The following is a 22,596-nucleotide window of genomic DNA, read 5'->3' as shown; positions in this document are numbered from 1 at the left end:
GGCGGGTCATACGTAATTCCAGAGCGTCTGCGAGGGCGACGCTTGGACTGCAGAGGGGCACCAGAATGACCGTTATCACCACGGCCCACCGGTTGGACGTCGAGGAAGCCGAGGCCCGTATCGCTTGGGTCGCACAGGCCAGATGCCGGGCAGTTGATCCTGACCAGTTGTTCGTTCGTGGCGCTGCGCAGCGCAAGGCCGCCACGATTTGTCGGCATTGCCCTGTTCTCATGCAGTGCGGCGCCGACGCCCTCGACAACAGGGTCGAGTTCGGTGTGTGGGGAGGCATGACCGAGCGTCAGCGCCGCGCCCTGCTCAAGCAGCACCCCGAGGTCGAGTCCTGGGCCGACTTCTTCGACACCCAGCGGTCGCAGTCCAACGCCGTCTGACACCGGCGCGCCGGCTGGGGCGAAAGCCCCGGCCGGGCCGGTCCGCGGAGGTAACGACACCCCGCGATATCGGCTGTGAGAACCCGCTCGATTCATTTCACCCGCAGAAACTCCTGCCGGTTTCCCCCGTGGACCGAATGGCCACGTGACCGTGTTGTTATCTACGGGGGTCCCGCCTCCTCCTCGGACTGAGCCGGCCGTGAACCGGGAGCGGCGTCGGTGACAAGTAGGCATGTGGACACTGATGCACTCCGCGAGGTCCCAGCCCCGCGAGACAATGAGCTGATCGCCCGGTCGCTGACGGATCCGGACGCCTTCGCGGGCATCTTCGATCGTCATTTCGCCACGATTCACCGCTACCTCGCTCGTAGGGCAGGGGCGGATGCTGCGGATGATCTCGCCTCGGACGTGTTCACGATCGCGTTCGGTAGACGGGTCGGTTTCGATCTCGAGTACGAGCAGGCGTTGCCCTGGCTGTACGGCATCGCAGGCAATCTGCTGCACGGGAACCGTCGCCGCCTCAACCGGGACGTCGCCCTGCTCGCCCGTCACCCGAGGCCCGAGGCCCCGGTGGCCTTCGAGGAGCGGGTCGACAGTTCGCTCGATGCCCGGCGTGAGTTCCTGGCGCTCGAGCGCCGACTCCGGCGATTGCCGCAGGCCGATCTCGACACGCTGCTTCTCCATGCATGGGAGGACCTCAGTTACGCCGAGATCGCCGAGGCGCTGCAGATCCCGATCGGAACCGTTCGGTCTCGCTTGAACCGACTCCGACGCAAGCTCCGTGAACCGGACGGCGTCGATCCCGCAAGAACAGGACGACAACAGACCGAGTCGAGGCAAGGAGAAGGGCATGCGTGATTTCACGGAGATCCGCGGTCGGCGACCCGAGCCGCAGCCTCCCCGCGACGAGGTCGTCCTCCGAGCGAGAGAGAGCCTGATGCGCACCATCGAGACCGAGACCGCCCCGCAGCCACCCGCCGTCGAGGCCACTGATTCCCGCGCCGCGGTCGTTCGACTCGACCAGCGCCGGCGGCGAATGTGGCGGGTCGTGGCAGGCGTGGGTGCCGCCGCCTGCGTTGCTGTCGCCGCGTCGATATTCGTCGTCGGAGACGACGGACTGGGCGAGTCCGGGCAGGTGCAGGTCATTGAAGCCGGCCCGCAGTTCACCCTGCGGCAAGCGGCACTGGTTGCGGAGAAGTCGGAATTGGTCGGGGCCGGACCGATCCGGCACATGCGGTTCGTCAACCTCACCGACGAGGGCCAGCCGACGTACGACGCCTACGTGCGTCCGGACGGAACCGCCCTCGTCGGCGAGTCCGGGGGCGACCTCCAAGAAACGTCCGGGTACCTGACGAGCGCGCAGTTGGCCGAGCTCCCCGCAGACCCCTACCAGCTGCGGACACGAATGTTGAGCCTGTCGAGCGAGCTCGGGCTGGGGTACCCCGGGGAGGCTCCGGATCGGGCGCTGTACCGGTTGGCGACCGAACTGCTGCCTGACCCGGAGGTCACCCCCGAGATCAAGGCGGGGATCTACCGGGTGCTGGCCGGGCTCGACCTCGAGGCGATCAGGGCACGTGATCTGGGTGTCGGTGCGGACCGGGCAGGGCGGCCCGGCGATGTCCTGGAGTTCACCTTCGAGGAGGGCTACGTCGACCGGCTGGTGATCGACCGTGAGACCAGCGCCCTGCTCAGCACCGAAACGGCGGACCGCGAAGGAAAACCCGCCGGCGGTCAGGTCTACGTCTCCGCCGAAATGGTCGACACGATGCCGCTGGCCTACGCCTGAGAATCCATCCGAGAGCTAGCCGTCGGCCAGCCGGAAGTCGGCGAAGTCGAATCCCGGTACGACCACGCAGCTGACCAGGATCGGTTCGTCACCGGCCGGGCGGGCTCGCTGCCAGTGCCGCGCCGGGACCAGGAGCTGCGGGGCCTGACCGGCAACGATGTCGGGGCCGAGGAGGTGTTCGGTGACCCGGCCGGGCCGGTCGCCGTCCCCGCCGAGGTCCAGCAGGAGCGGGCCGCCGCGGTGGTGCAGCCAGATCTCCTCGCTGCGCACCGTGTGCCACGCGGACTGTTGGCCCGGCATCAGCAGGAACAGGATTGCGGTCCCGGCTGCCCGGGCTCCGGGATAGTCGCCGGGCAGGGAGGTCGCCGGGACGGTGATGCCGCTGCGCCAGGTCTCGCGATACCAGCCGCCCTCGGGGTGTGGCGCGAGGTTCAGCTCGCGCGCCCAGTCGGGCAGCTCCGTCATGGCACCGATCATTGCAGCGCCTGCCGTTCCCGTCAGGCGGTCGACACGTTTCCCCCGGAGTTATATGCTTGCCGATAGGCAACTAAATGGGAGGGGTAACGATGGCGACGGTGCACTCGGAGGACGAGGTCACCCGCCTCAAGATCGCCCTCGGCCGGATCGCCCGGTTGGTCGACCGGCAGGTCTCGGGTGACGGCATGACCCGGACGCAGCTCTCCGTGCTCGGGACCGTCGGGCGACTGGGCCCGCTGCGGTTGGGCGCGCTGGCCGAGACCGAGGGGCTGAACCCGACCATGCTCTCGCGGGTGGTCGGCAAGCTCGAGTCCGACGGCCTGCTCGAGCGTTCGACGGACCCGGGGGACCGCCGGGTCGCGCAGGTGCAGGTCACCGAGGCCGGCGAGCGGATGCACCGCCGGCTGCGCGGCGAACGGACCCGACTGTTCACGGACGCGCTCTCTCGGCTGCCGGAGGAGCAGGAGCAGGCCCTTCGATCCGCCCTGCCCGCGCTCGAGTCGCTGGCCAGGGAGATCGCGCCGCAGCCCGCCGGATCCGGTTCGGGCACCGCCGCGCGCGGCCGGCCGTGACCACGCTCGCGGCGACCGCGCACCGGACCTTCGCGTCCCTCGCCACCCCGAACTTCCGCCGGTACTACGGCGGGCAGGCGGTGTCGATGGTCGGTACCTGGATGCAGGCCGTCGCGCAGGCGTGGTTGGTGCTCCAGCTGACCGGGTCTGGCACCGCGCTCGGCCTGGTGATCGCGCTGCAGACCCTGCCGGTGCTGCTGTTCGGCCCGTACGGCGGCGTCGTCGCCGACCGCCTGGACAAGCGCAGGCTGATGATCGGGCTGCAGTCGATGATGGGCGTGCTCGCGCTGGTGCTCGGGATTCTCACGGTGACCCAGACGGTGACGCTGTGGCAGGTGTACGTGCTCGCGTTCCTGCTCGGGGTGAACAACAGCTTCGAGAACCCCGCACGACAGGCATTCGTGCTGGAGATGGTCGGGCCCGAGAACCTGCGCAACGCGGTCAGCCTGAACTCGGTCCTGGTCAACGTGGCCCGCGCGGTCGGGCCCGCGATCGCAGGCATCATCATCGCGGCGGGCGGGCTCGGACTCTGCTTCCTCCTGAACGCGGTCAGCTTCGTCGCGGTGGTCGTGTCGCTGGTCACCCTCGACCTCGGCGCCCTGCGTCCCTCGCCGCCCGCGCACCGGGGGCCGGGTCAGCTGCGGGAGGGCCTGCGGTACGTGCGGCGCACCCCGGCACTGCTGGTCCCGCTGCTGATGATGGCGCTGGTCGGCTGCCTGGCCTACGAGTTCCAGGTGGTGCTGCCGGTGCTCGCGCGGGACACCTTCGGGGGCGACGCCAGCGTCTACGGATTCATGACCGCCGCGATGGGATTCGGTGCGGTGGTCGGCGGGCTGTTCGTCGCCGCCCGCGGCAAGACCGGGATCCCCGCGCTGATCTCGGCGGCGACGTCGTTCGGGGTGCTGATCGCCGCGGCCGCCGTCGCCCCGACCTTCTGGCTCGAACTGGTGATCCTGGTGTTGGTCGGCGCCGCGAGCGTCGGATTCCTCTCCATCGGGAACAGCACCCTGCAGCTCGAGGCCGAAGCCGGCATGCGCGGCCGGGTGATGGCCCTGTGGTCGGTGGCCTTCCTCGGGTCGACGCCGATCGGCGGGCCGATCGCGGGTGCCGTCGCCGAGCAGTTCGGCGGCCGCGTCGCGCTCGCGATGGGCGCGGCCGCCTGCCTGGTCGCCGCAGGCGCCGCCGCTCTCGTGGTGCGGCAACCCCGGCAGGCGGTGGTCGACGAGGTCGGTCAGCCCCGGCCGGTCAGCTGATCGGCGACCGCCCGCAGCGCCTCGAGGTCGGAGACCTCGAAAGGCAACGACGGCACGCCGACCACGGGCACCCGGGGATGCGCGCCCGTGAACCGGCCGAGCAGCCGCAGCTCCCGCTGCGCGGTGCGGGCCCGTTCGGCGTGGATCTTCAGGACCGCCGCCGTCAACGGGTGCTCGCCCCGTTCCTTCAGCTGATCGGCCGCGGCCGTCGCCCGATCCGCCGACAGGGAGCTCAGGGTCGGATGGGTCCGGTTGAGCACCAGACCCGCCAGCGGCATCCCCTCGGTGGACAGCCGATCGACGAAGAACGACGCCTCTCGGAGCGCGTCCGGCTCGGCGGCCGCGATCACCAGGAAATGGGTGCCCTCCGCGCGGAGCAGTTGATAAGTGTGGTTGGCCCGCTCCCGGAACCCGCCGAACATCGACTCGAAAGACTGCACGAACGCCGATGCGTCGGACAGCATCTGGCTGCCGACGATGGTGTTCACCGCCTTGAGCGCCAGGCCCATCGCGCCGGTGACCAGGCGTCCGATCCCTCGGCCCGGAGCCGAGAGCATCCGGATCATCCGGCCGTCGAGGAACGCGCCGAGGCGTTGCGGGGCATCGAGGAAGTCGAGCGCGTTGCGCGAGGGCGGGGTGTCCACGACCACCAGATCCCACTCGTCGCTGGCGGCCAGCTGACCCAGCTTCTCCATGGCCATGTACTCCTGCGTGCCGGAGAAGGACGTGGCCACCGTTTGATAGAAGGGGTTGGCGAGGATCTGCTGCGCGGTGTCCGGGGCGGAGTGCTCGAGCACCATGTCGTCGAACGTGCGACGCATGTTCAGCATCATCGCGTGCAGCTCACCGGTGGCGCCAGGGGCCAGCTGCACCGGCTGCGGGGAGTTGTCGAGTTCGCGCACCCCCAGCGCCTGGGCGAGCCTGCGGGCGGGATCGATGGTGAGCACCACGACCCGGCGCCCCTCCTCGGCCGCGCGCAGCGCCATCGACGCGGCGGTGGTCGTCTTGCCGACGCCGCCGGCCCCGCAACACACCACGATCCGTGACGCGGGGTCGGTGAGGATCTCGTCGATGTCGAGAGTCGTGGTCATCGGACGCCCTGCTCGGCCAGCTGCTCGGCCAGCTCGTACAGCCCACCGAGGTCGATGCCGTCGGTCAGCGCCGTCAGATGCAGCCGCGCGACGTCCAACTCGTCGAGGGTGGCGGCGCTGTCGTCCTGGGCGCGCAACGTCGAGGCGTACTCGATGGTCTCGGTGAGCAGGCCCGCGAAGTCGGCTTCGGACAGCGAGATCCCGGCGGCGTCCAGCCCGGCCCGGACCGCGTCCGCGTCGATGGTGCCGTCGGCGGCCTGAGCCATCGCCTTGGTCGGCAGGTAGGCGGTGCCGCTGCGGTTGACGATCACCGTGCCCAGCCGAAGGTCGGCCGCCTCCAGCTCCTCGACCGCGTCGGTGGTCTCCTGCACGGGCAGGGCTTCGAGCAGGGTCACCAGGTGCACCATCGTCTCGTCGGAGTGCAGCAGCCGGACCACCCCCTCGGACTGCGAATACACCGGTCCGCCCTTGGCGAGGTCGGCCATCGCCTTCGTCACGTCGAGGAAGCTGCCGATCCGGCCGGTGGGTGGGGAGTCGACGACGACCTCGTCGTAGATCCGGGCGCCCGACTTGTCCGTGCGCACCACGCACTCCTTGATCTTGCCGGTGACCAGCACGTCCCGCAGGCCGGGCGCGATGGTGGTCGCGAACTCGATGGCGCCGAGCTTGCGCATGGCCCGACCGGCGAAGCCGAGGTTGTAGAACATGTCCAGGTACTCGAGGAACGCGTGCTCGATGTCGAGGGCGAGCGCATAGACCTCGCCGCCGTCGTCGGCCGTGGCGATCTTCGTTTCCTCGGGCGGCAGCGGGGGCACGTCGAAGAGCTGCGCGATGGACTGCCTGCCCTCGACCTCGACGAGCAGGACCCGTCGGCCGCCCGCGGCCAGCGCGAGCGCCAAAGCGGCCGCGACCGTGGACTTTCCGGTGCCGCCCTTCCCTGAGACGAAATGCAGGCGAGCTTTGTCCGCCTTGGCGGGCCACTCGTATACGGGTGCTGTCGCGGGTGCTGCCACCCCCCGAGCCTATAAGTCGCGGGAGCGCGGCGTCGGCCGACTAGGCTCAGCGGCATGAGCGAATTGACTACCTGGGAATATGCCACCGTTCCGCTGTTGACCCATGCGACCAAGCAGATCCTCGATCAGTGGGGTGGCGACGGCTGGGAACTGGTGTCGGTGCTGCCCGGCCCGACCGGCGAGCAGCACGTGGCCTACCTCAAGCGCCCGAAGGGCTGATCGAGCATGACCGACTGGACTGCAAGGCTCGCTGAGCTGCGGATCGAGCTGCCCGACGTGGCGGCACCGGTCGCGGCCTACGTTCCCGCGGTGCGGACCGGGAACCTCGTCTACACCTCTGGCCAGCTGCCCTTCATCGACGGTGAACTGCAGCAGGCAGGCAAGGTGGGCGGCGCGGTCTCCGTGGACACGGCGAAGGCCGCCGCCCGCACCTGCGCGCTCAACGCACTCGCCGCGATCGACGCGCTGGTCGGGCTCGACTCGGTGGTGCGCATCGTCAAGGTGGTCGGCTTCGTGGCCTCCGCGGAGGGGTTCACCGGGCAGCCCGGCGTCATCAACGGCGCCTCCGAGCTGTTCGGCGAGGTATTCGGCGACGCGGGTGTGCACGCCCGGTCCGCGGTCGGCGTGGCCGAGCTGCCGCTGAACGCGCCGGTCGAGGTCGAGGTCATCGCGGAAGTCCGCTAGCTGCGGTGCGCCCGCGCGCGATCGGCCCGACAATCGGTGGGCCAGCGCGCGGGCGTCGGCGCGAGTTTCAATCAGCATGTGGCCCAACGCCCGCGGCGCCGCCGGGGTCGTACAGTGAGCCCATGACCACGGCACATCCGGCGTACGCCCAGCTGCGCCAGGTCACCCCGATCGCGGCGGTGATGCTGGAGAACAACCCGGGCATGATGACGCTCGACGGCACCAATACCTGGATCCTGCGGGCGCCCGGCCGCGAGGAATGTGTGGTGATCGATCCGGGTGACGCCGACGAGGATCACCTGCTGCGGGTGGCGGCGGTCGGCCCGGTGGCGCTGACCCTGATCACCCACCGGCACGGGGACCACACCGGGGGCGCCGAGCGGTTCGCCGCGCTCACCGGCAGCCCGGTCCGTTCCGTCGACCCGCGGTTCCGCACGCACACCGACGCGGGCCTGCCGGACGGTGAGCTCATCGAAGAGGTCGGTCTCGCGATCCGGGTGCTGCGCACCCCAGGCCACACCAAGGACTCGACCTCGTTCGTGATCGAGGGAGAGGGGTCGGTGCTGACCGGCGACACCATCCTGGGCCGGGGCACCACCGTCCTGGACGCCTCCGACGGCGATCTCGGCGATTACCTGGCCTCGCTGCGCGCCCTCATCGACCTGGGCACGGGCCGCGCGGTGCTGCCCGGGCACGGTCCCGACCTGCCGGACCTGCAGACGGTGGCGAAGCAGTACCTGAGCCATCGCGAGGAGCGACTCGATCAGGTCCGCGCGGCGCTCGAGATCCTCGGCGCCGACGCAGGCCCACGCGCGGTGGTCGAGCACGTCTACTCCGACGTCGATCAGAGCCTGTGGCCGGTCGCCGAGCAGTCCGTGCGCGTGCAGTTGGAGTACCTGCGCCGCTGAGCCGGCCTCGGCGACCGTTGCGCATTCGGGCCACGTCGGTGACTGTGGACATCAGGCGCAGTCGAGACCGAGGAGCGCGGCGATGACCGACTACGGACGTCCACTGCAGTTCGGCATGTTCCCCACCCCGGATGCCGACCGGGTCGACGAGATCCTCGACCTCGTCGCGATGGCGGATGACGAGGGGCTCGATCTCGTCGGGATCCAGGACCATCCGTATCAGAAGCGGTTCCTGGACACCTGGTCCCTGATGGCCCTGGTGCTGGCGCGCACCACCCGGGTCCGGGTGTTCCCCGATGTGGCGTGCCTGCCACTGCGACCGCCCGCGGTGATGGCGAAGGCGGCTGCGAGCCTGGACGTGATCTCGGGCGGGCGGTTCGAGCTGGCGCTGGGGGCAGGTGCGTTCTGGCCGGCGATCGGGGGGATGGGCGGACCGGAACGCACGCCAGGCGAGGCCGCGGGTGCGTTGTCCGAGGCCGTCGACGTCATCCGGCTCATGTGGTCGGACCAGAAATCGGTGCGGTACGAGGGTGTTCACCACCGGCTCTCCGGTGCGCATCCGGGGCCGCGGCCCGCGCACGACATCGGGCTGTGGCTGGGGGTCGGGGGTCCGCGGATGCTCGGGGTGCTCGGACGCTCGGCCGACGGCTGGGTCCCGTCGGTCAGCTACTTCCCGCCGCCGGTGCTGCCCGGTCTGCACGCGCGCATCGACGAGTCCGCGAGGGCGGCCGGCCGTGACCCCGCGGCGATCCAGCGGATCTACAACGTGTTCGGCGCCATCACCGACGGACCGAGCAGCGGGTTCCTCAACGGGCCGGTCGAGCAATGGGTCGACGAGCTGACCGAGCTGGTGCTCGAGTCGGGCATGGACACCTTCGTGTTCGGCGCCGAGGACGATGACCCGCACCAGCACGAGAAGTGGGCGGTTGAGGTGGTTCCTGCGGTTCGCGAGGCGGTCGCCGGCCAGAGGGGGTGAAGCTATGTCGATATGTGCATAGCTTGCGAGGAAATTCGCATTTGTTCGGCATGGATTCCCCGCCAATCATGAATGCATGACCACACCCCGCGAAGCCTGGATTCGCAATTACGTGGACGGCAGCTTCGTCGACCCGGACCCGGAGCGCAGCTTCGAGAATCTCGACCCCGCCACTGGGCAGCTGGTGGCCCGAGTGCACGAGGCGGACATCGCTCTCGTCGACCGCGCCGTGCGATCGGCGCGGCGCGCGCTCGACAACGGGTGGGCTGATACGCCCGTGCGGGAGCGGGCGGCCCTGCTGCGCAGGGCGGCAGATCGGATCGAGGAGCGGTTCGAGGAGTTCGTCGCCGCGGAGATGGCCGACACCGGAAAACCGATCACGCAGGCCCGCGAGCTCGACGTGGCCCGCGCGCTGACCAACTTCCGCACCTTTGCGGACGTGGTCGCCGCGGCGGGGCAGGAGTCGTTCCTCACCGACCTCGGCGGCGGGCGGCAGGCGTTGAACTACGCGGTGCGCAAGCCCTTGGGTGTGGTCGCGGTGATCGTGCCGTGGAACCTGCCGCTGCTGCTACTGACCTGGAAGGTGGCGCCCGCACTGGCCTGCGGGAACGCCGTTGTCGTCAAGCCGAGCGAGGAGACGCCCTCCACCGCGACGCTGCTCGCGGAGGTCTTGGAGGAGGTTGGGCTGCCTGCGGGTGTCTACAACGTGGTGCACGGATTCGGTGGGAACTCGGCCGGGGAATTCCTCACAGATCATCCGGACATCGACGGGGTCACCTTCACCGGCTCCTCGGCGACCGGATCCCATGTGATGAAGACGGTCGCGCCGCGAGTCCGTCCCGTCTCCTTCGAACTCGGCGGCAAGAATGCCGCGGTGGTGTTCGACGATGTCGACATCGACGAGGCCCTCACCGGCCTGACCCGCTCGGTGTTCGCGAACACCGGGCAGGTGTGCCTGTGTACCGAACGGGTGTACGTGCAGCGCAACATCTTCGACGACATCGCGGCCGGGTTGGTCGAGCGCGCCGAGGGACTTCGGCTCGGCGCGCCAACCGACGCCACGACCACCACCGGGCCACTGATCTCCCAGGCGCACCGCGAGAAGGTCCGAAGCTACTTCGAGATCGCAGAACAGGCCGGGGCCAAGGTGCTCACCGGCGGCGGGATCCCCGACCTGGGCGCCGACCTCGCAGGCGGCTCCTGGATCGAGCCGACCCTCTGGACCGGCCTGACGAACGCCGATCGTGCAGTGCGAGAGGAGATATTCGGCCCGGTTGCGGCGCTGATCCCGTTCGACACCGAGCAGGAGGCGATCTCGCTCGCCAACGACACCGAGTACGGACTCGCCGCGGCGGTCTGGACGAACGACCTGCGCCGCGGGCACCGCGTCGCGCAGCAGATGCGTGTCGGGATCTCCTGGGTGAACACCTGGTTCACGCGCGAGCTCCGCTCGCCGTTCGGTGGCGCGGGCCTCTCCGGGATCGGCCGGGAGGGCGGCGAATCATCACTCCACTTCTACACCGAACCCACGAATGTGTGTGTGCAACTGTGACTGTGACATCGGGATCGACCACGGCTCTCGATGCGGCCGCAGAGCGGCTCATCGCCGCCAGGGCGTCGCTGGTGCCTGCCGCGCCGGTGCGGGAGTTCCTGGGCGAGAGCGACCTCGACGCCGCCTACGAGGTCCAGCGTCGGGTCGTCGCCGCCGAGGTGGGTCGCGGGGCACGCGTGGTCGGCGCGAAGATCGGGCTCACGGCGCCGGCGGTGCAGAAGCAGTTCGGTGTCTTCCGGCCGGACTTCGGCGTGCTGCTCGACGACATGATGTACGGCCACACCGAGCCCGTGCCCGCCGCCCGGTTCCTGCAGCCGCGGGCCGAGGGCGAGATCGCGTTCGTGCTCGGCCGGGACCTCGATCGGCCGGGAGCGACCGTCGCCGACGTCCTGCGCGCGACCGACTTCGTCCTGCCCGCCATCGAGATCGTCGACTCGCGGATCGCCGACTGGGACCTGGCGATCACCGACACGGTCGCAGACAACGCGTCGAGCGGAGCCGTCGTCCTGGGGACCACCCCGTACTCGCTGACCGGGCTGGATCTGTCACGGGTCGGGATGACACTGGAACGGGACGGCGAGCAGGTGTCCTTCGGTGCGGGTCACGCCTGCCTCGGCTCCCCGGTCGTGGCCGTCGCCTGGTTGGCCAGGGAGCTCGTCACACGTGAGCAGCCGTTGCGGGCAGGCGACATCGTCATGTCCGGTGCACTGGGTCCCATGGTTCCGATCACCGAGGCCGGCAGCTTCCGGCTTCGGCTCGATGGGCTGGGCGAGGTCGACGCCGTGATCGAGTCGGCATTGGTAGGACGTGAGAAGTGAAGGAGCTCAACATGATCAAAATCGACGGGCTCGCGGATCGCCTGGATCTCGCCCAGCGGACCGTGACCGACACGCCCAGCCTCGCGGACAGCCATGAGGTCGACATCGACGATGCCTACCGGATCCAGAACGCCCTGGTCGGCCGCCGGATGGGCCGAGGGGAATCCATCGTCGGGGTGAAGCTCGGGTTCACGAGCAAGGCCAAGATGGCCCAGATGGGTGTGTCCGACGTGATCGTCGGGCAGCTCACCGACGCCATGCGGATCGAGGACGGCGGCGACGTGGACCTGGCCCGGTTCATCCACCCGAAGATCGAGCCGGAGATCGCGTACCGGCTCGCCCGCGACGTGAACCCGGGCGATCCGGCCGTGGACATCGTCTCCTGCGTGGACGCGGTGGCGCCTGCGATGGAGATCATCGACTCCCGCTACCGGGACTTCCGATTCACGTACACCGACGTGGTTGCCGACAACACCTCGGCCGCCGGCTATGTGGTCGGGCAGTGGCAGCGGATGCAGGATGTCGACAACCGAGCGGTTCGGCTGGAGGTGGGTAGCCAGGCCATGGTCGGATCCACCTCGGCGATCCTCGGCAATCCGGTGCGCGCGCTGCACGCGCTGGTGGACATGGCGCGTCGTCGGGCGATCCCGCTGCGGGCGGGGCAGGTGGTGCTCGCGGGTGCGGCCACCGCGGCCGTCACGCTGACCGCTGAGGTCGCGCAGTGCCACATCGCCGGGCTAGGCCGCGTCAGCGTGAGGGGAGTGAAATGAGCGAAGCAAAGGTGATCGGGCGGCTGGCCACGCCACGGGGCCGGTTCCCGCACGTCAAGGTCGCCGGGGATTTCGTGTACGTCTCGGGAACCAGTTCGCGACGGCCGGACAACACGTTCGTCGGCGTCGCGGTCGACGAGATGGGTACCACCTCGCTCGACATCCGCGCCCAGACGCGCGCGGTCATCGAGAACATGCGCGCCATCCTCGCCGAGGTCGGCGCCGAGCTCTCCGACCTTGTCCAGGTCACCTCGTACCTGGTGTCGATGAACGACTTCGGCGGCTACAACGAGGTGTACGCCGAGATGTTCGACGAAGCAGGTCCCACCCGCACCACCGTCGCGGTACACCAGCTCCCGCACCCCCACCTGTTGATCGAGATGCAGGGCGTCGCGTACCGACCCGTCGCCCGCTCGCAGAACCGAACCGCCACATCGGAGGCCACGTCATGACCCGAGTCCCGCCGACCATCAACTTCCAGAAGTGGATCGCCGACAACGAGCATCTGCTCAAGCCCCCGGTGAACAACCAGACCATGGCCCTCGGCAGCGACTTCATCGTCCAGGTGGTCGGTGGGCCGAACCAGCGCACCGATTACCACCTGGATCCGTACGAGGAGTGGTTCTACCAGCTCGAGGGTGATATCCACGTCAATGTCATGACGGAGAACGGCCCCGAGACCGTGCACATCCGTGAGGGCGAGACCTGGCTGCTGCCCGGCAACCTGCCTCATTCGCCGCAGCGTCCGACCGCGGGCTCGATCGGCCTGGTCATCGAGCGCGTGCGCGAGGAGGGCACGCTCGAGAAGTTCCAGTGGTACTGCATCGACTGCGACGCACTGATCCACGAGGTCGAACTCCAGGTCCGTGACATCGTCGCCGACCTGCCTCCGGTGTTCACCCAGTTCTACGAGAGTGTCGAAGCCCGCACCTGTGGGAACTGCGGAACCCTCCATCCGGGCAAGGGGTGAGAGGTGAGCGGAATGATCGACGTCCACACCCACTACGTGCCGAACGGCTGGCCCGACCTGACGGCGGTGGCGGGTCCGGAGGCGCCATGGCTGCGGATCGAGTCCGAGTCCGAGGCGATGATCATGATGGGCACGAAGGAGTTCCGCCGGATCCAGGCGGACTGCTGGGATGCCGAGATCCGGCTGCGGGACATGGACGCGGACGGTGTCCGTACCCAGGTGGTCTCGCCGACCCCGGCATTCTTCAACTACGGCCGGACCGGCGAGCAGGGCGAGCGGATCGCACGGATCTTCAACGACCTGGCGCTGGAGATCGTCGCGCCTGCCGCGGATCGGCTGATCCCGTTCTGTCAGGTTCCGTTGCAGGACACCGATGCCGCGTGCCGCGAGCTCGAGCGGTGCGTCGCCAACGGACATCGGGGCGTCGAGATCGGCAACCACGTCGGCGACCTGGACCTCGACAGCGAGGGCGTGGTCACCTTCCTGCAGCACTGCGCCTCACTGGGGGTGCCGGTGTTCGTGCACCCGTGGGACATGGCGAACTCCCCTCGGTTGGATCGGTGGATGGCGCAGTGGCTCACCGCGATGCCTGCCGAGACCCACCTCTCGATACTGGCGTTGATACTCGGCGGCGTGTTCGACCGGATCGACGAGAGTCTGAAGATCGGATTCGCGCATGGCGGTGGATCTTTCGCCTTCTGGCTGGGGAGGATGGAGAACGCCTGGCACGGGCGCAACGACGTGATCGGAACGTCCGAATTCCCGCCGTCGCACTACCTCGGGCGCTTCTATGTCGACTCCGTGGTCTTCGACGAACGGGCGCTGCGGCTGCTGGTCGACACGGTCGGTGTCGAGCGGGTGATGGTCGGCAGCGACTACCCCTATCCGCTCGGGGAACGTCCGGTCGGAGAGGTGGTGCGCAAGAGTGAGTTCCTCGATGATGCTGCACGGCAACTCATTTCCCGCGGCAATGCCGAGCGGTTCCTGGGGCTGAGCTGACCGGCCGGTGGGCGGGCCTGCAGGCTGTGCGGTACCGATCCTGTTATATCGAAATAGGTATGGCAGATCAGCAAATCGGCATTTGTGTGTCATGGCTCACAGGGTGAGACTGTGATCGTCACCGCTTCCCGCCCTCGGTCCCTCGATGAGCGGAACTTCGACTCGCGCGGCTATCGCAATCACATTCGCTGTCTCCCAACATGATAGGTCCCACGATGAACGAGAACCCGGAACACCGTCCCGGCCCTGCCGCGGCGGCTCGCAGCCGGGTGGCCATGGCCACCCTCGCGGGCACGACGCTCGAGTGGTACGACTTCTTCCTCTACGGCACCGCAGCAGCGCTCATCTTCAACAAGCAGTTCTTCCCCAGCCTGAGCCCGACGGTGGGCACCCTCGCCGCGTTCAGCACCTTCGCGGTCGGCTTCATCGCGCGGCCCCTTGGCGGCCTGGTGTTCGGGCACTTCGGTGACCGCATCGGTCGCAAGGCGACACTGGTCGTATCGCTGGTGATGATGGGCGTCGGATCCACGCTCATCGGTCTCATCCCCAACTACGACTCGATCGGCTTCTGGGCCCCGGTCCTGCTGGTCGCGATGCGGATCGTGCAGGGCATCGGTCTCGGCGGCGAGGGCGCGGGCGCCACCCTGATGTCGATGGAGCATGCGCCCGAGGGCAAGAAGAACCTCTATGCCGGGTTCCCGCAGATGGGCACCCCAGCCGGACTCGTGCTCGCCAACGCCATCTTCCTGACGACGAACGCGGTGCTGTCGGATGAGGCCTTCGAGTCGTGGGGCTGGCGCATCCCGTTCCTGCTGAGTTTCGTGCTGGTCGCGATCGGCCTCGTGATCAGGCTGCGGGTGACCGAATCTCCCTCGTTCGCAGGCATTCTCGAGAAGGGCGACGTGGTCCGCTTCCCACTGAAGGAGTCGCTCAAGGTCGGGTTCCCCCGGCTTTCGCTGACCCTGCTCGCGGTGGTGGCCAACTCCGCGGTCGCGTACGCCTTCATGGTGTTCACGCTCTCCTATGGCACCCAGCACCTGGGATATGACAAGCAGTTCCTGGTGCTCAGCGTGACCGCCGCCGCCGTGTTGTGGTTCGCGACGATCCCGGTGTGGACGACGGTCGCGGACCGCTACGGCAGGCGGACGATGTTCATCGCGGGGTCGGCGGCCATCCTGCTGTGGTGCATCGCGTTCTTCCCGTTGCTCAACACCGAGAACTCGGTGCTCGCGGTGATCGCCTTCCTCGGGATGGGCCTGATCATTCCCGTCACGCACTGCGTGCAGGGCAGCATCATCGCGGACACCTTCCCGGCCCGGGTGCGCTACTCCGGATCGTCGCTCATCCTGCAGACCGCGGCCATCCTCGGTGGTGGGCTCGCGCCGATGATCTCGACGGCGCTGCTGAATGCGACCGGTTCCTCGGTCGGTGTCACCTGGTACCTGGTGGTCATCTGCTCGATCAGTCTGGCCGGTGCGATCGCGCTGTTCCGGCTCGTCCCGTCGAGCTCGAGGGGGCCGGAGTTCCCGGCCGCTGCGGAGCGCGCACACGTGTAGGCCGCATCCGTCCAGGCGCATTCGACGAGCCGCTCACCCGACGGGTGGGCGGCTCGTCGCTGTTCGGTGTCGGGGGAGCGGCTCACCGATCTGTCGGTGCGATCTCCGCCGCGATGCGGCGCAGGTTGCCGACGAGCGCCTCGGCCGAAGGGCTGAGGGTGCGTCCGGGAGAGAGTGTGATCCCGACGCGGTGCCCGATCGGATCCAGCGTCACCGGGAGGGTGGTGAGCCGAGCGTCGTCGCGCGGGATCAGGCTCGGCAGCACCGCGATCATGTCGGTCTCGATGAGCAGTTGGCGGACGGTGAGAAACGAGGTTGCCTCGACCCGGTTCTCGGGCAACGGCATACCGTTCCTGGCGAAGAACTCCTCGAGTTCGCGGCGCAGCGAGGTCTCGACACCCGGCAGGATCCAGGGGTAGTCGGCCAGGTCCGCGAGGGTCAGGCCGTCGAGCTCGGCCAGTGGGTGGTGTGCGCGGGTGACCAGTTCCACCGATTCCTCGTAGAGGGTGTCGCGGATGGCGGACTGGTCGGTGGGGGAGGTGAGCCGGCCCACGATCAGGTCGACACGGCCGGCCTCGAGCTCGACGAGCAGCGTCTCCGGGGTTCCCTCGCGCACGATCACCGTGAGCAGCGGTCGTTCCACCTTCAGGCGCGCGATGGCTCCCGGGAGCAGGACGTTCGATCCGGCGAGGTGGGTGCCGACCACCACGGTCCCGCGATCGGCGTCGGCCAGCTCGACCACATGCCTGCCGGCCTGGGTCAGCTGTGCGATGACGGCCCTCGCGTGTGAGGTGAAGGCCTCGCCGAAGATCGTCGGCGTGATGCCGCGCGGCCCGCGCTCGTACAGCTCCACGCCGAGAATCGACTCGAGGTCGTGCAGGCTGCGGGTGGCCACGGGCTGGGTCACGTGGAGTGCGGCGGCCGCGCCGACCACACTGCCCTGCCGGGTCAGCGCGTCGACAAGCACCAGGTGCCGGAGCTTGAGGCGGCCATCGAGGAGTCGGGGCGTGTCCATGTCGCCGAGCCTATCGGGATTCGACCCGCGGAAATAGCTGAAACTGATAGTTCATGGTCCTCGCTATACCTGTTTTGCTATACCCGCCTATCCCGCAGGTGAGCGCTGCTCCGCGAGTCCGTTGATCAAGCCGACGAGGGCGCGATTGAGCGCCGTCGTGGAGTCGGCCAGATCGAGAAAGATGTCGTAGTGGTTGCGATCGGAAACCACGAGCAGGTCGCAGGGTGAGTGCTCCGCCCAGGCGTCGTGGAACCGGTGGGTCTGCATGAGGAACCCGGCGCCGTCGTGTTCCGCAACGGCGATCACGGCCGCAGGTCCGGGTCCGTCCGCATGGAGCAATGGGCTCAACCCGTGCGCCCGCTCGATGTCTAGTTCGAGCCACTCGTTCGCGAACGAGTCGACGAGCGGGCGGAGGTCGAACAGTCCGCTGATCGGCATGGCGCCACGCACGACGGTCTCGGGCAGGCCGAGCTCACGCTGCCAGCCCGAGACCATGACGGCGCCGGTGAGGTGCCCTCCGGCGGAACTGCCGCCGACGACGATGCGATCGGGGTCGAGCCCATGGCCGGCGCCGTGGTGGTAGACCCATGCGACCGCCGCTCGGACCTGGCGAACGATTTCCTCGAGCGTCGTCTCCGGCGCGAGACCGTAGTCGACAGTGACTGTGGCGATCCCCTCCGAGTCTAGGGCGCGCGCCATGAAGGCCGTGTGGTGTCGGGAAAGGGCGCGCCAGTACCCGCCGTGGATGGCGATGAATACCGGCCGGGGGTCGTCGGAGATTCCCCAGACGTCCAGTTTTTGTTGGCTGTGCGGGTCGTAGTAGATGTCGGTGAATCCGCGCAGGCCCTGTACCGCGCTCTCGGATCGGGCGAGGTATTCGCCGATGATCTCGTCGAAAAGCTCTGGCGACACGGTGTTTCGGACGTTGTACTCGACGTCGGTCTGCGGATCGGACATCGGATGCTCGGTCTGGATACCTCCGTTGCGGCGGATCTCCACCCTCGACCTGCTTCCCATCGCTGTGACCCTCCCTGTCGAACCCGGCAAGGTCAATACTGCGGTCCCGGTCTCATGCCTGTCGAATGCAAAGCTTGCTCGCTGCCATGCCAGTTTGGCTATAGGAGTTGGGGTCAACGCAAAATCGGCCACCCCGGGGATCCGGGATGGCCGATTCGTGCGTGTGGGGGAGTTACCGGGCCCGTCGGGCCAGACGCTCCGAGTCGGAGATCAGCACGCTCTTGCCCTCGAGCCGCAGCCAGCCGCGGTGCGCGAAGTCGGCGAGCGCCTTGTTCACGGTCTCGCGGGAGGCGCCGACCAGCTGGGCGATCTCTTCCTGGGTGAGGTCGTGCGTCACGCGCAGCGACCCGGCCTCCTGGGTGCCGAAGCGCTGGGCGAGCTGCAGCAGCGCCTTGGCGACACGGCCGGGGACGTCGGTGAAGATCAGGTCAGCGAGGTTGTTGTTGGTGCGGCGCAGGCGACGGGCCAGCACGCGCAGCAGCTGCTCCGCGATCTCGGGGCGCTGATCGATCCACGACTTGAGGGCATCGCGGTCCATCTGCACCGCGCGGACCTCGGTGACCGTGGTGGCGGTGGAGGTACGCGGACCCGGGTCGAAGATCGAGAGCTCGCCGAACATGTCGGACGGGCCCATGATCGTGAGCAGGTTCTCGCGACCGTCGGGGGAGCGGCGTCCGAGCTTGATCTTGCCGGACACGATGATGTACAGCCGGTCGCCGGGCTCGCCCTCGTTGAAGATCACGTGCCCGCGCGGGAAGTCGACAGGCTGCAGCTGCTTGACCAGCGCGGCCACCGCCGACGGCTCGACTCCCTGGAAGATTCCGGCTCTGGCCAGGATCTCGTCCACGTGTGCTCCTTCTTCGGGTCGTTGGGGGACGCCATCGTGTGGTCTCCCCCGACGTGATCGACGCACGATCGCGTCGACCCATCGTTGAGTACTCGCTGGAAGTCTATCGTCCCGACGTCGAAGACTAGTGACCGACGCCACGCGCCGCACGCCGAACGGGGCCCGACACTCCGAAAAGGTCAGCTCGCGCGCTGCTCCGGCGCCTGCGATTCGTCCTCGTCCTCATCCTCGGCGCCGCGCTTGCGGCGGAGGTGGAACCGGGCGAGCGCGCGCGGCAGCCCCTCGTTGGCGAGGGTGGCGACGTCGGCATGACTCGCCTTGTCCAGGAACTCCTGGACCTCCTGCTCACGCACGGTCAGTCGGCGCAGCCGGAACTCCACCCGCTCCATTGCCAGTGCAAAAAGAATGAGCAGCACTGGGAAGAGCACCACAGCCAGTCCTTGCATACCGGGTAGTAAACACGGCGTTTGTCTCAGAAGCGAAACGATGTCCAGTTCCGTTTGGCACCGTCCGTAGAGTTGGTCCGGTGTCCACCACCGCATCGCAGACCCCGGGCCCGCGTGGGGCGGCGCCGACCTCGCGACCGGCAAAGGAGGAGACCCGCCTCGGCCTCGTGCGCCGGGCGCGGCGGATGTACCGCACGCTGACCGTGGCGTTCCCGCACGTCTACTGCGAGCTCGACTTCACCACCCCGCTCGAGCTGTCGGTGGCGACGATTCTGTCCGCGCAGTGCACTGACGTGCGGGTTAACCAGGTGACGCCCGCGCTCTTCGCCCGATACCGGACCGCCCGCGACTACGCCGAGGCGGATCGAACGGAGCTGGAGGAGTACATCCGGAGCACCGGCTTCTACCGGAACAAGACTAACTCGATCATCGGTCTCGGGCAGGCGCTGCTCGAGCGATACGACGGCGAGGTCCCTGGCGACCTGAAGAATCTGGTGACGCTGCCGGGCTTCGGCAGGAAGACGGCCAACGTGGTCCTCGGGAACGCGTTCGGTGTGCCGGGGATCACCGTCGACACCCACTTCGGCAGGCTTGTCCGGCGGTGGGGCTGGACGCAGGAGGAGGACCCGGTGAAGGTCGAGCACGCGATCGGCGAGCTCATCCCGCGCAAGGAGTGGACCGACCTCTCGCACCGGGTGATCTTCCACGGCCGCCGGGTCTGCCACGCGAAGAAGCCGGCATGTGGGGTGTGCCTGCTGGCCAAGGACTGTCCCTCCTACGGCATCGGGACCACCGACCCGGTGGCCGCTGCGGCCCTGGTGAAGGGCCCCGAAACCGAACATCTGCTCGAGCTGGCGGGTCGGTGAGCTGACCGTGCGATTGTCGAACACCGGCCGGTGGAGCCTGGCCGCACTCGTCGTCGTGGTGGCCCTGATCGTCGCGATCTGGCCGCGGGGCGACTCGGACGAGACCGGATCGCGCGGCTATGCGGACTCCATCGGCAACTCCACCGTCGCGCCGCAGGAGCGGGCCCCCGGCGACACGCCCGAGGCGCTGGCAGGCGTGCGCGCCGAGGCCGCGCTGAGTGCCTGCCCCACTCCCACACCCGGCGCTGTCCCGGCCGGACCGCTGGCCGGGATCAGGCTCGAGTGCCTCTCCGACGGTGGCAGGATCGACGTCGGTGCCGCGCTGGCGGGCAAGCCCGCGTTGGTCAACCTCTGGGCCTACTGGTGTGGGCCCTGCGCCAGGGAATTGCCGGCCCTGCAGGAGTACGCGGACCGCGCCGGGGACGCCGTCACCGTGCTGACCGTCCACCAGGACCCCAAGGAAGGGAACGCGTTGTCCGCGCTGACCGAATACGGCGTGCACCTGCCGGGCGTACAGGACGGCACGGGCAAGATCGCCGCGGCCGTCGGGGCGCCGAACGTGCTGCCCGTGACCGTGATGGTCCGGGCCGACGGCACCGTCGCAGGGGTACTGCCGGTGCCGTTCGATAGTGCAGACCAGATCGCCGCGGCGGTGCACGAGAAGCTGGGCGTGAGCGCGTGAGCGAGACCAACCACCTGCCGCCGGAATGGCTGCGCCGGGTCTCGACGCTGCCGCCGTCGGACACCAATTCCGTCAACCCCGTGCTGCTGCGGCGGGCGCCGAGCGGAGTGCAGGCGCGCGAGGCTGCGGTGCTGGTGCTCTTCGGTGGTTCCCCCGAGGCCGATCCCATCGCCGTCGGTGGCCTACCCGAGGACGCCGACCTGCTGCTGCTCCAACGCGCCTCCACCCTCCGGCAGCACGGCGGCCAGATCGCCTTTCCCGGCGGCGCCAGTGATCCGGAGGACGACGGACCCGTCGGGACCGCGCTGCGGGAGGCGGAGGAGGAGACCGGGCTCGACCCGGCCGGGGTGCGCACCCTCGCGGTACTGCCGGGGATCTTCGTCCCGCCCTCGGGCTTCGACGTGACGCCGGTGATCGGGTACTGGGATCGCCCCACCCCGGTCCGTGCGGTGGACCTCGCCGAGACCGAGCGGGTTGCCCGGGTGCCGATGCGCACCCTGCTCGACCCGGACAACCGCTTCCAGGTCCGGCACCGGCTCGGATACCAGGGCCCGGCGTTCCTGGTCGACGACATGCTCGTGTGGGGCTTCACCGCGGGCGTGCTGGCCGGGCTCATCGCGATCTCCGGCTGGGAGATCGAATGGGACCGCTCCGACATCCGCGACCTCGAGGTCGCGCTGGCAGAGGTGGAGGCGGGGATCGTGGAGGTACACGAGCGATGACCGGTTCAGCCTGGATCGACCTCGCGATCCTCGCGATCGCCGTTCTCGCGGCCACGTCGGGATGGCGGCACGGGGCGGTCGCGTCCGCGCTCGCGTTCTTCGGCGTCGTGCTCGGTGCGGTCGCGGGGATCCTGATCGCGCCGCACGTGCTGGTGCACGTCGACGAGGGGCGGATGCGCGTGCTCGCGGGCATCACCCTGATCGTCGTGCTGGTGGTCATCGGCGAGGTCGCGGGCATGGTGCTCGGCCGCGCCGCCCGCGGCGGCATGCACAGCCCGGTCGCGCGGTCGGTGGACAGCGTCATCGGTGCCGGCCTGCAGTTGACCGCCGTCCTGGTCGCCGCGTGGCTGCTGGCCATCCCGCTGACCGCGTCCTCGCAACCGGAGGTCGCGAGCGCGGTGCGCGGGTCGCGGGTTCTGACGCAGGTCGACGAGTACGCCCCGAGTTGGATGCGCAGGCTGCCGGACGAGTTCTCGGCGCTGCTGGACACCTCCGGGCTGCCCGACGTGATCGGGCCGTTCGGCCGCACCCCGATCGCCGTCGTCGAGGCGCCCGACCCCGGCGTGCTGCGTAGTCCGGTCGCGCAGCGGCTGCAGACCAGCGTGCTCCGGGTGCGCGGGGTGGCGCCGAGCTGCCAGCGCGCGCTCGAGGGGTCCGGTTTCGTGGTGGCCCCGGAGCGGGTCATGACCAACGCGCACGTCGTGGCGGGGACGACCGGGGTCTCGGTGGACACCGCGGACGGGCCGCTGGACGCCGAGGTGGTGCTCTTCGATCCGGCCGTCGACGTCGCGGTGCTGGCGGTGCCCGGCCTGCGCGCCCCGGTGCTGCCGTTCGCTCCGGGGGCGGCCGCGAGCGGGGACAGCGCGATCGTCCTCGGCTACCCGGGCGGCGGTCCGTACACGGCCAGCGCGGCCAGGGTGCGGGAGACCCTGGATCTGACCGGCCCCGACATCTACCGCGCCGCCGAGGTCGAGCGCGAGGTGTACACGGTGCGCGGCTCGATCCGTCAGGGCAATTCCGGGGGACCGTTGGTCGACGAGCGGGGTCAGGTGCTCGGCGTCGTGTTCGGCGCGGCAGTGGACAACAGCGACACCGGCTTCGTGCTCACCGCCGAGGAGGTCTCGCGCCAGCTGGCGGGGGCCTCCGCGGCGAGCAGCGCCGTCAACACGGGTGGCTGCATCCTCTAG

At 69.1% G+C, this 22,596-nt stretch carries 27 protein-coding genes; 20 read left to right on the top strand and 7 right to left on the bottom strand.

The features are described 5' to 3' along the window. The first annotated feature begins 65 nt into the window (after positions 1-65). The 3 genes from JOE46_RS15750 (at position 66) to JOE46_RS15740 (ending at position 2,175) form a co-directional block, all read left to right on the top strand. Complete coding sequence (locus tag JOE46_RS15750) at positions 66-389, top strand: WhiB family transcriptional regulator (RefSeq protein WP_077043079.1); 324 nt, start codon at positions 66-68, stop codon at positions 387-389. A 234-nt stretch (positions 390-623) separates the two neighbouring features. Then, complete coding sequence (locus tag JOE46_RS15745) at positions 624-1,247, top strand: RNA polymerase sigma factor (protein WP_209927816.1); 624 nt, start codon at positions 624-626, stop codon at positions 1,245-1,247. Then, positions 1,240-2,175, top strand: coding sequence for a hypothetical protein (locus JOE46_RS15740; protein ID WP_209927814.1), 936 nt, complete (start codon positions 1,240-1,242; stop codon positions 2,173-2,175). The genes JOE46_RS15745 and JOE46_RS15740 overlap by 8 nt, the downstream gene beginning before the upstream one ends. A gap of 15 nt (positions 2,176-2,190) precedes the next feature. Here JOE46_RS15740 and JOE46_RS15735 read toward each other — a convergent pair whose 3' ends face one another. Continuing rightward, entirely contained in the window at positions 2,191-2,640 is a 450-nt protein-coding gene (locus JOE46_RS15735; protein ID WP_097212966.1) for a cupin domain-containing protein, read from the bottom strand. Between the two features lie 101 nt (positions 2,641-2,741). On the opposite strand from JOE46_RS15735, the gene JOE46_RS15730 reads away from it, so the two are divergent. Next, the gene (locus tag JOE46_RS15730; RefSeq protein WP_179800621.1) at positions 2,742-3,224 is read left to right on the top strand and encodes a MarR family winged helix-turn-helix transcriptional regulator; all 483 of its coding nucleotides are present in this window, start codon (positions 2,742-2,744) and stop codon (positions 3,222-3,224) included. Further along, entirely contained in the window at positions 3,221-4,477 is a 1,257-nt protein-coding gene (locus JOE46_RS15725) for an MFS transporter (protein ID WP_209927811.1), read from the top strand. Before JOE46_RS15730 ends, JOE46_RS15725 begins: the two co-directional genes overlap by 4 nt. Here the strand turns inward: JOE46_RS15725 and JOE46_RS15720 are convergent. Continuing rightward, the gene (locus JOE46_RS15720; protein ID WP_097212813.1) at positions 4,456-5,568 is read right to left on the bottom strand and encodes an ArsA family ATPase; all 1,113 of its coding nucleotides are present in this window, start codon (positions 5,566-5,568) and stop codon (positions 4,456-4,458) included. The two genes, JOE46_RS15725 and JOE46_RS15720, sit on opposite strands and share 22 nt — an antisense overlap. After that, positions 5,565-6,581, bottom strand: a complete 1,017-nt coding sequence (locus JOE46_RS15715) for an ArsA-related P-loop ATPase (RefSeq protein ID WP_097212814.1) — start codon at positions 6,579-6,581, stop codon at positions 5,565-5,567. The genes JOE46_RS15720 and JOE46_RS15715 overlap by 4 nt, the downstream gene beginning before the upstream one ends. A 54-nt stretch (positions 6,582-6,635) precedes the next feature. On the opposite strand from JOE46_RS15715, the gene JOE46_RS15710 reads away from it, so the two are divergent. The 11 genes from JOE46_RS15710 to JOE46_RS15660 all read left to right on the top strand — a co-directional run bounded on the left by JOE46_RS15710 (position 6,636) and on the right by JOE46_RS15660 (position 15,814). Then, positions 6,636-6,800, top strand: coding sequence for a DUF4177 domain-containing protein (locus JOE46_RS15710; RefSeq protein ID WP_072750449.1), 165 nt, complete (start codon positions 6,636-6,638; stop codon positions 6,798-6,800). 6 nt (positions 6,801-6,806) lie between these two features. Beyond that, positions 6,807-7,265 (top strand): RidA family protein, encoded by a 459-nt coding sequence (locus tag JOE46_RS15705; protein ID WP_097212815.1) that lies wholly within the window; start codon positions 6,807-6,809, stop codon positions 7,263-7,265. Between the two features lie 122 nt (positions 7,266-7,387). Continuing rightward, a complete protein-coding gene (locus JOE46_RS15700) occupies positions 7,388-8,173 on the top strand; it encodes an MBL fold metallo-hydrolase (protein ID WP_097212816.1) in 786 nt (261 codons plus the stop codon). An 82-nt stretch (positions 8,174-8,255) separates the two neighbouring features. Then, positions 8,256-9,149 (top strand): LLM class flavin-dependent oxidoreductase, encoded by an 894-nt coding sequence (locus tag JOE46_RS15695; protein ID WP_097212817.1) that lies wholly within the window; start codon positions 8,256-8,258, stop codon positions 9,147-9,149. A 76-nt stretch (positions 9,150-9,225) separates the two neighbouring features. Continuing rightward, positions 9,226-10,701 (top strand): 2-hydroxymuconic semialdehyde dehydrogenase, encoded by a 1,476-nt coding sequence (locus tag JOE46_RS15690; RefSeq protein WP_097212818.1) that lies wholly within the window; start codon positions 9,226-9,228, stop codon positions 10,699-10,701. After that, positions 10,698-11,519, top strand: a complete 822-nt coding sequence (locus JOE46_RS15685; RefSeq protein WP_354578631.1) for a 2-keto-4-pentenoate hydratase — start codon at positions 10,698-10,700, stop codon at positions 11,517-11,519. The genes JOE46_RS15690 and JOE46_RS15685 overlap by 4 nt, the downstream gene beginning before the upstream one ends. Before the next feature lie 11 nt (positions 11,520-11,530). Beyond that, positions 11,531-12,289 carry a 2-keto-4-pentenoate hydratase gene (locus JOE46_RS15680; protein WP_209927809.1) on the top strand — a complete coding sequence of 253 codons (759 nt, stop codon included), beginning with the start codon at positions 11,531-11,533 and terminating at the stop codon, positions 12,287-12,289. Next, positions 12,286-12,741 carry a RidA family protein gene (locus JOE46_RS15675; RefSeq protein ID WP_097212819.1) on the top strand — a complete coding sequence of 152 codons (456 nt, stop codon included), beginning with the start codon at positions 12,286-12,288 and terminating at the stop codon, positions 12,739-12,741. The genes JOE46_RS15680 and JOE46_RS15675 overlap by 4 nt, the downstream gene beginning before the upstream one ends. Then, positions 12,738-13,259 (top strand): 3-hydroxyanthranilate 3,4-dioxygenase, encoded by a 522-nt coding sequence (locus JOE46_RS15670; protein ID WP_097212820.1) that lies wholly within the window; start codon positions 12,738-12,740, stop codon positions 13,257-13,259. The genes JOE46_RS15675 and JOE46_RS15670 overlap by 4 nt, the downstream gene beginning before the upstream one ends. Before the next feature lie 3 nt (positions 13,260-13,262). Further along, positions 13,263-14,258: an amidohydrolase family protein gene (locus JOE46_RS15665; RefSeq protein ID WP_097212821.1), complete on the top strand. Its 996-nt coding sequence runs from the start codon at positions 13,263-13,265 to the stop codon at positions 14,256-14,258. 215 nt (positions 14,259-14,473) lie between these two features. After that, the gene (locus JOE46_RS15660; RefSeq protein ID WP_097212822.1) at positions 14,474-15,814 is read left to right on the top strand and encodes an MFS transporter; all 1,341 of its coding nucleotides are present in this window, start codon (positions 14,474-14,476) and stop codon (positions 15,812-15,814) included. An 82-nt stretch (positions 15,815-15,896) separates the two neighbouring features. On the opposite strand, the gene JOE46_RS15655 is transcribed toward JOE46_RS15660, so the two are convergent. From JOE46_RS15655 to JOE46_RS15640, 4 genes are all read right to left on the bottom strand, one after another. Beyond that, positions 15,897-16,829, bottom strand: coding sequence for a LysR substrate-binding domain-containing protein (locus JOE46_RS15655; RefSeq protein WP_097212823.1), 933 nt, complete (start codon positions 16,827-16,829; stop codon positions 15,897-15,899). Positions 16,830-16,916: 87 nt separating this feature from the next. Further along, positions 16,917-17,846, bottom strand: coding sequence for an alpha/beta hydrolase (locus JOE46_RS15650; RefSeq protein WP_245221063.1), 930 nt, complete (start codon positions 17,844-17,846; stop codon positions 16,917-16,919). A gap of 172 nt (positions 17,847-18,018) precedes the next feature. Further along, a complete protein-coding gene (locus tag JOE46_RS15645; protein ID WP_077043064.1) occupies positions 18,019-18,693 on the bottom strand; it encodes a Crp/Fnr family transcriptional regulator in 675 nt (224 codons plus the stop codon). Positions 18,694-18,872: 179 nt separating this feature from the next. Then, positions 18,873-19,139 (bottom strand): hypothetical protein, encoded by a 267-nt coding sequence (locus JOE46_RS15640; protein ID WP_097212824.1) that lies wholly within the window; start codon positions 19,137-19,139, stop codon positions 18,873-18,875. Positions 19,140-19,324: 185 nt separating this feature from the next. Here JOE46_RS15640 and nth point away from each other — a divergent pair, with 185 nt between their 5' ends. From nth to JOE46_RS15620, 4 genes are read left to right on the top strand one after another with little or no spacing between them, the layout of a single operon-like run. Further along, positions 19,325-20,005: an endonuclease III gene (gene nth / locus JOE46_RS15635; protein ID WP_097212970.1), complete on the top strand. Its 681-nt coding sequence runs from the start codon at positions 19,325-19,327 to the stop codon at positions 20,003-20,005. 7 nt (positions 20,006-20,012) lie between these two features. Further along, the gene (locus tag JOE46_RS15630) at positions 20,013-20,687 is read left to right on the top strand and encodes a TlpA disulfide reductase family protein (protein ID WP_097212825.1); all 675 of its coding nucleotides are present in this window, start codon (positions 20,013-20,015) and stop codon (positions 20,685-20,687) included. A gap of 14 nt (positions 20,688-20,701) precedes the next feature. Next, positions 20,702-21,409, top strand: coding sequence for a CoA pyrophosphatase (locus JOE46_RS15625; protein ID WP_097212972.1), 708 nt, complete (start codon positions 20,702-20,704; stop codon positions 21,407-21,409). Beyond that, positions 21,406-22,596, top strand: coding sequence for a MarP family serine protease (locus tag JOE46_RS15620; protein ID WP_209927807.1), 1,191 nt, complete (start codon positions 21,406-21,408; stop codon positions 22,594-22,596). Before JOE46_RS15625 ends, JOE46_RS15620 begins: the two co-directional genes overlap by 4 nt.

Origin of the sequence: Rhodococcus sp. PvR099 (genome assembly GCF_017833315.1) — a bacterium.
GTDB classification, from domain to species: Bacteria; Actinomycetota; Actinomycetes; order Mycobacteriales; family Mycobacteriaceae; genus Rhodococcus_G; species Rhodococcus_G oryzae.
This window is presented reverse-complemented; position numbering and strand designations above follow the sequence as displayed.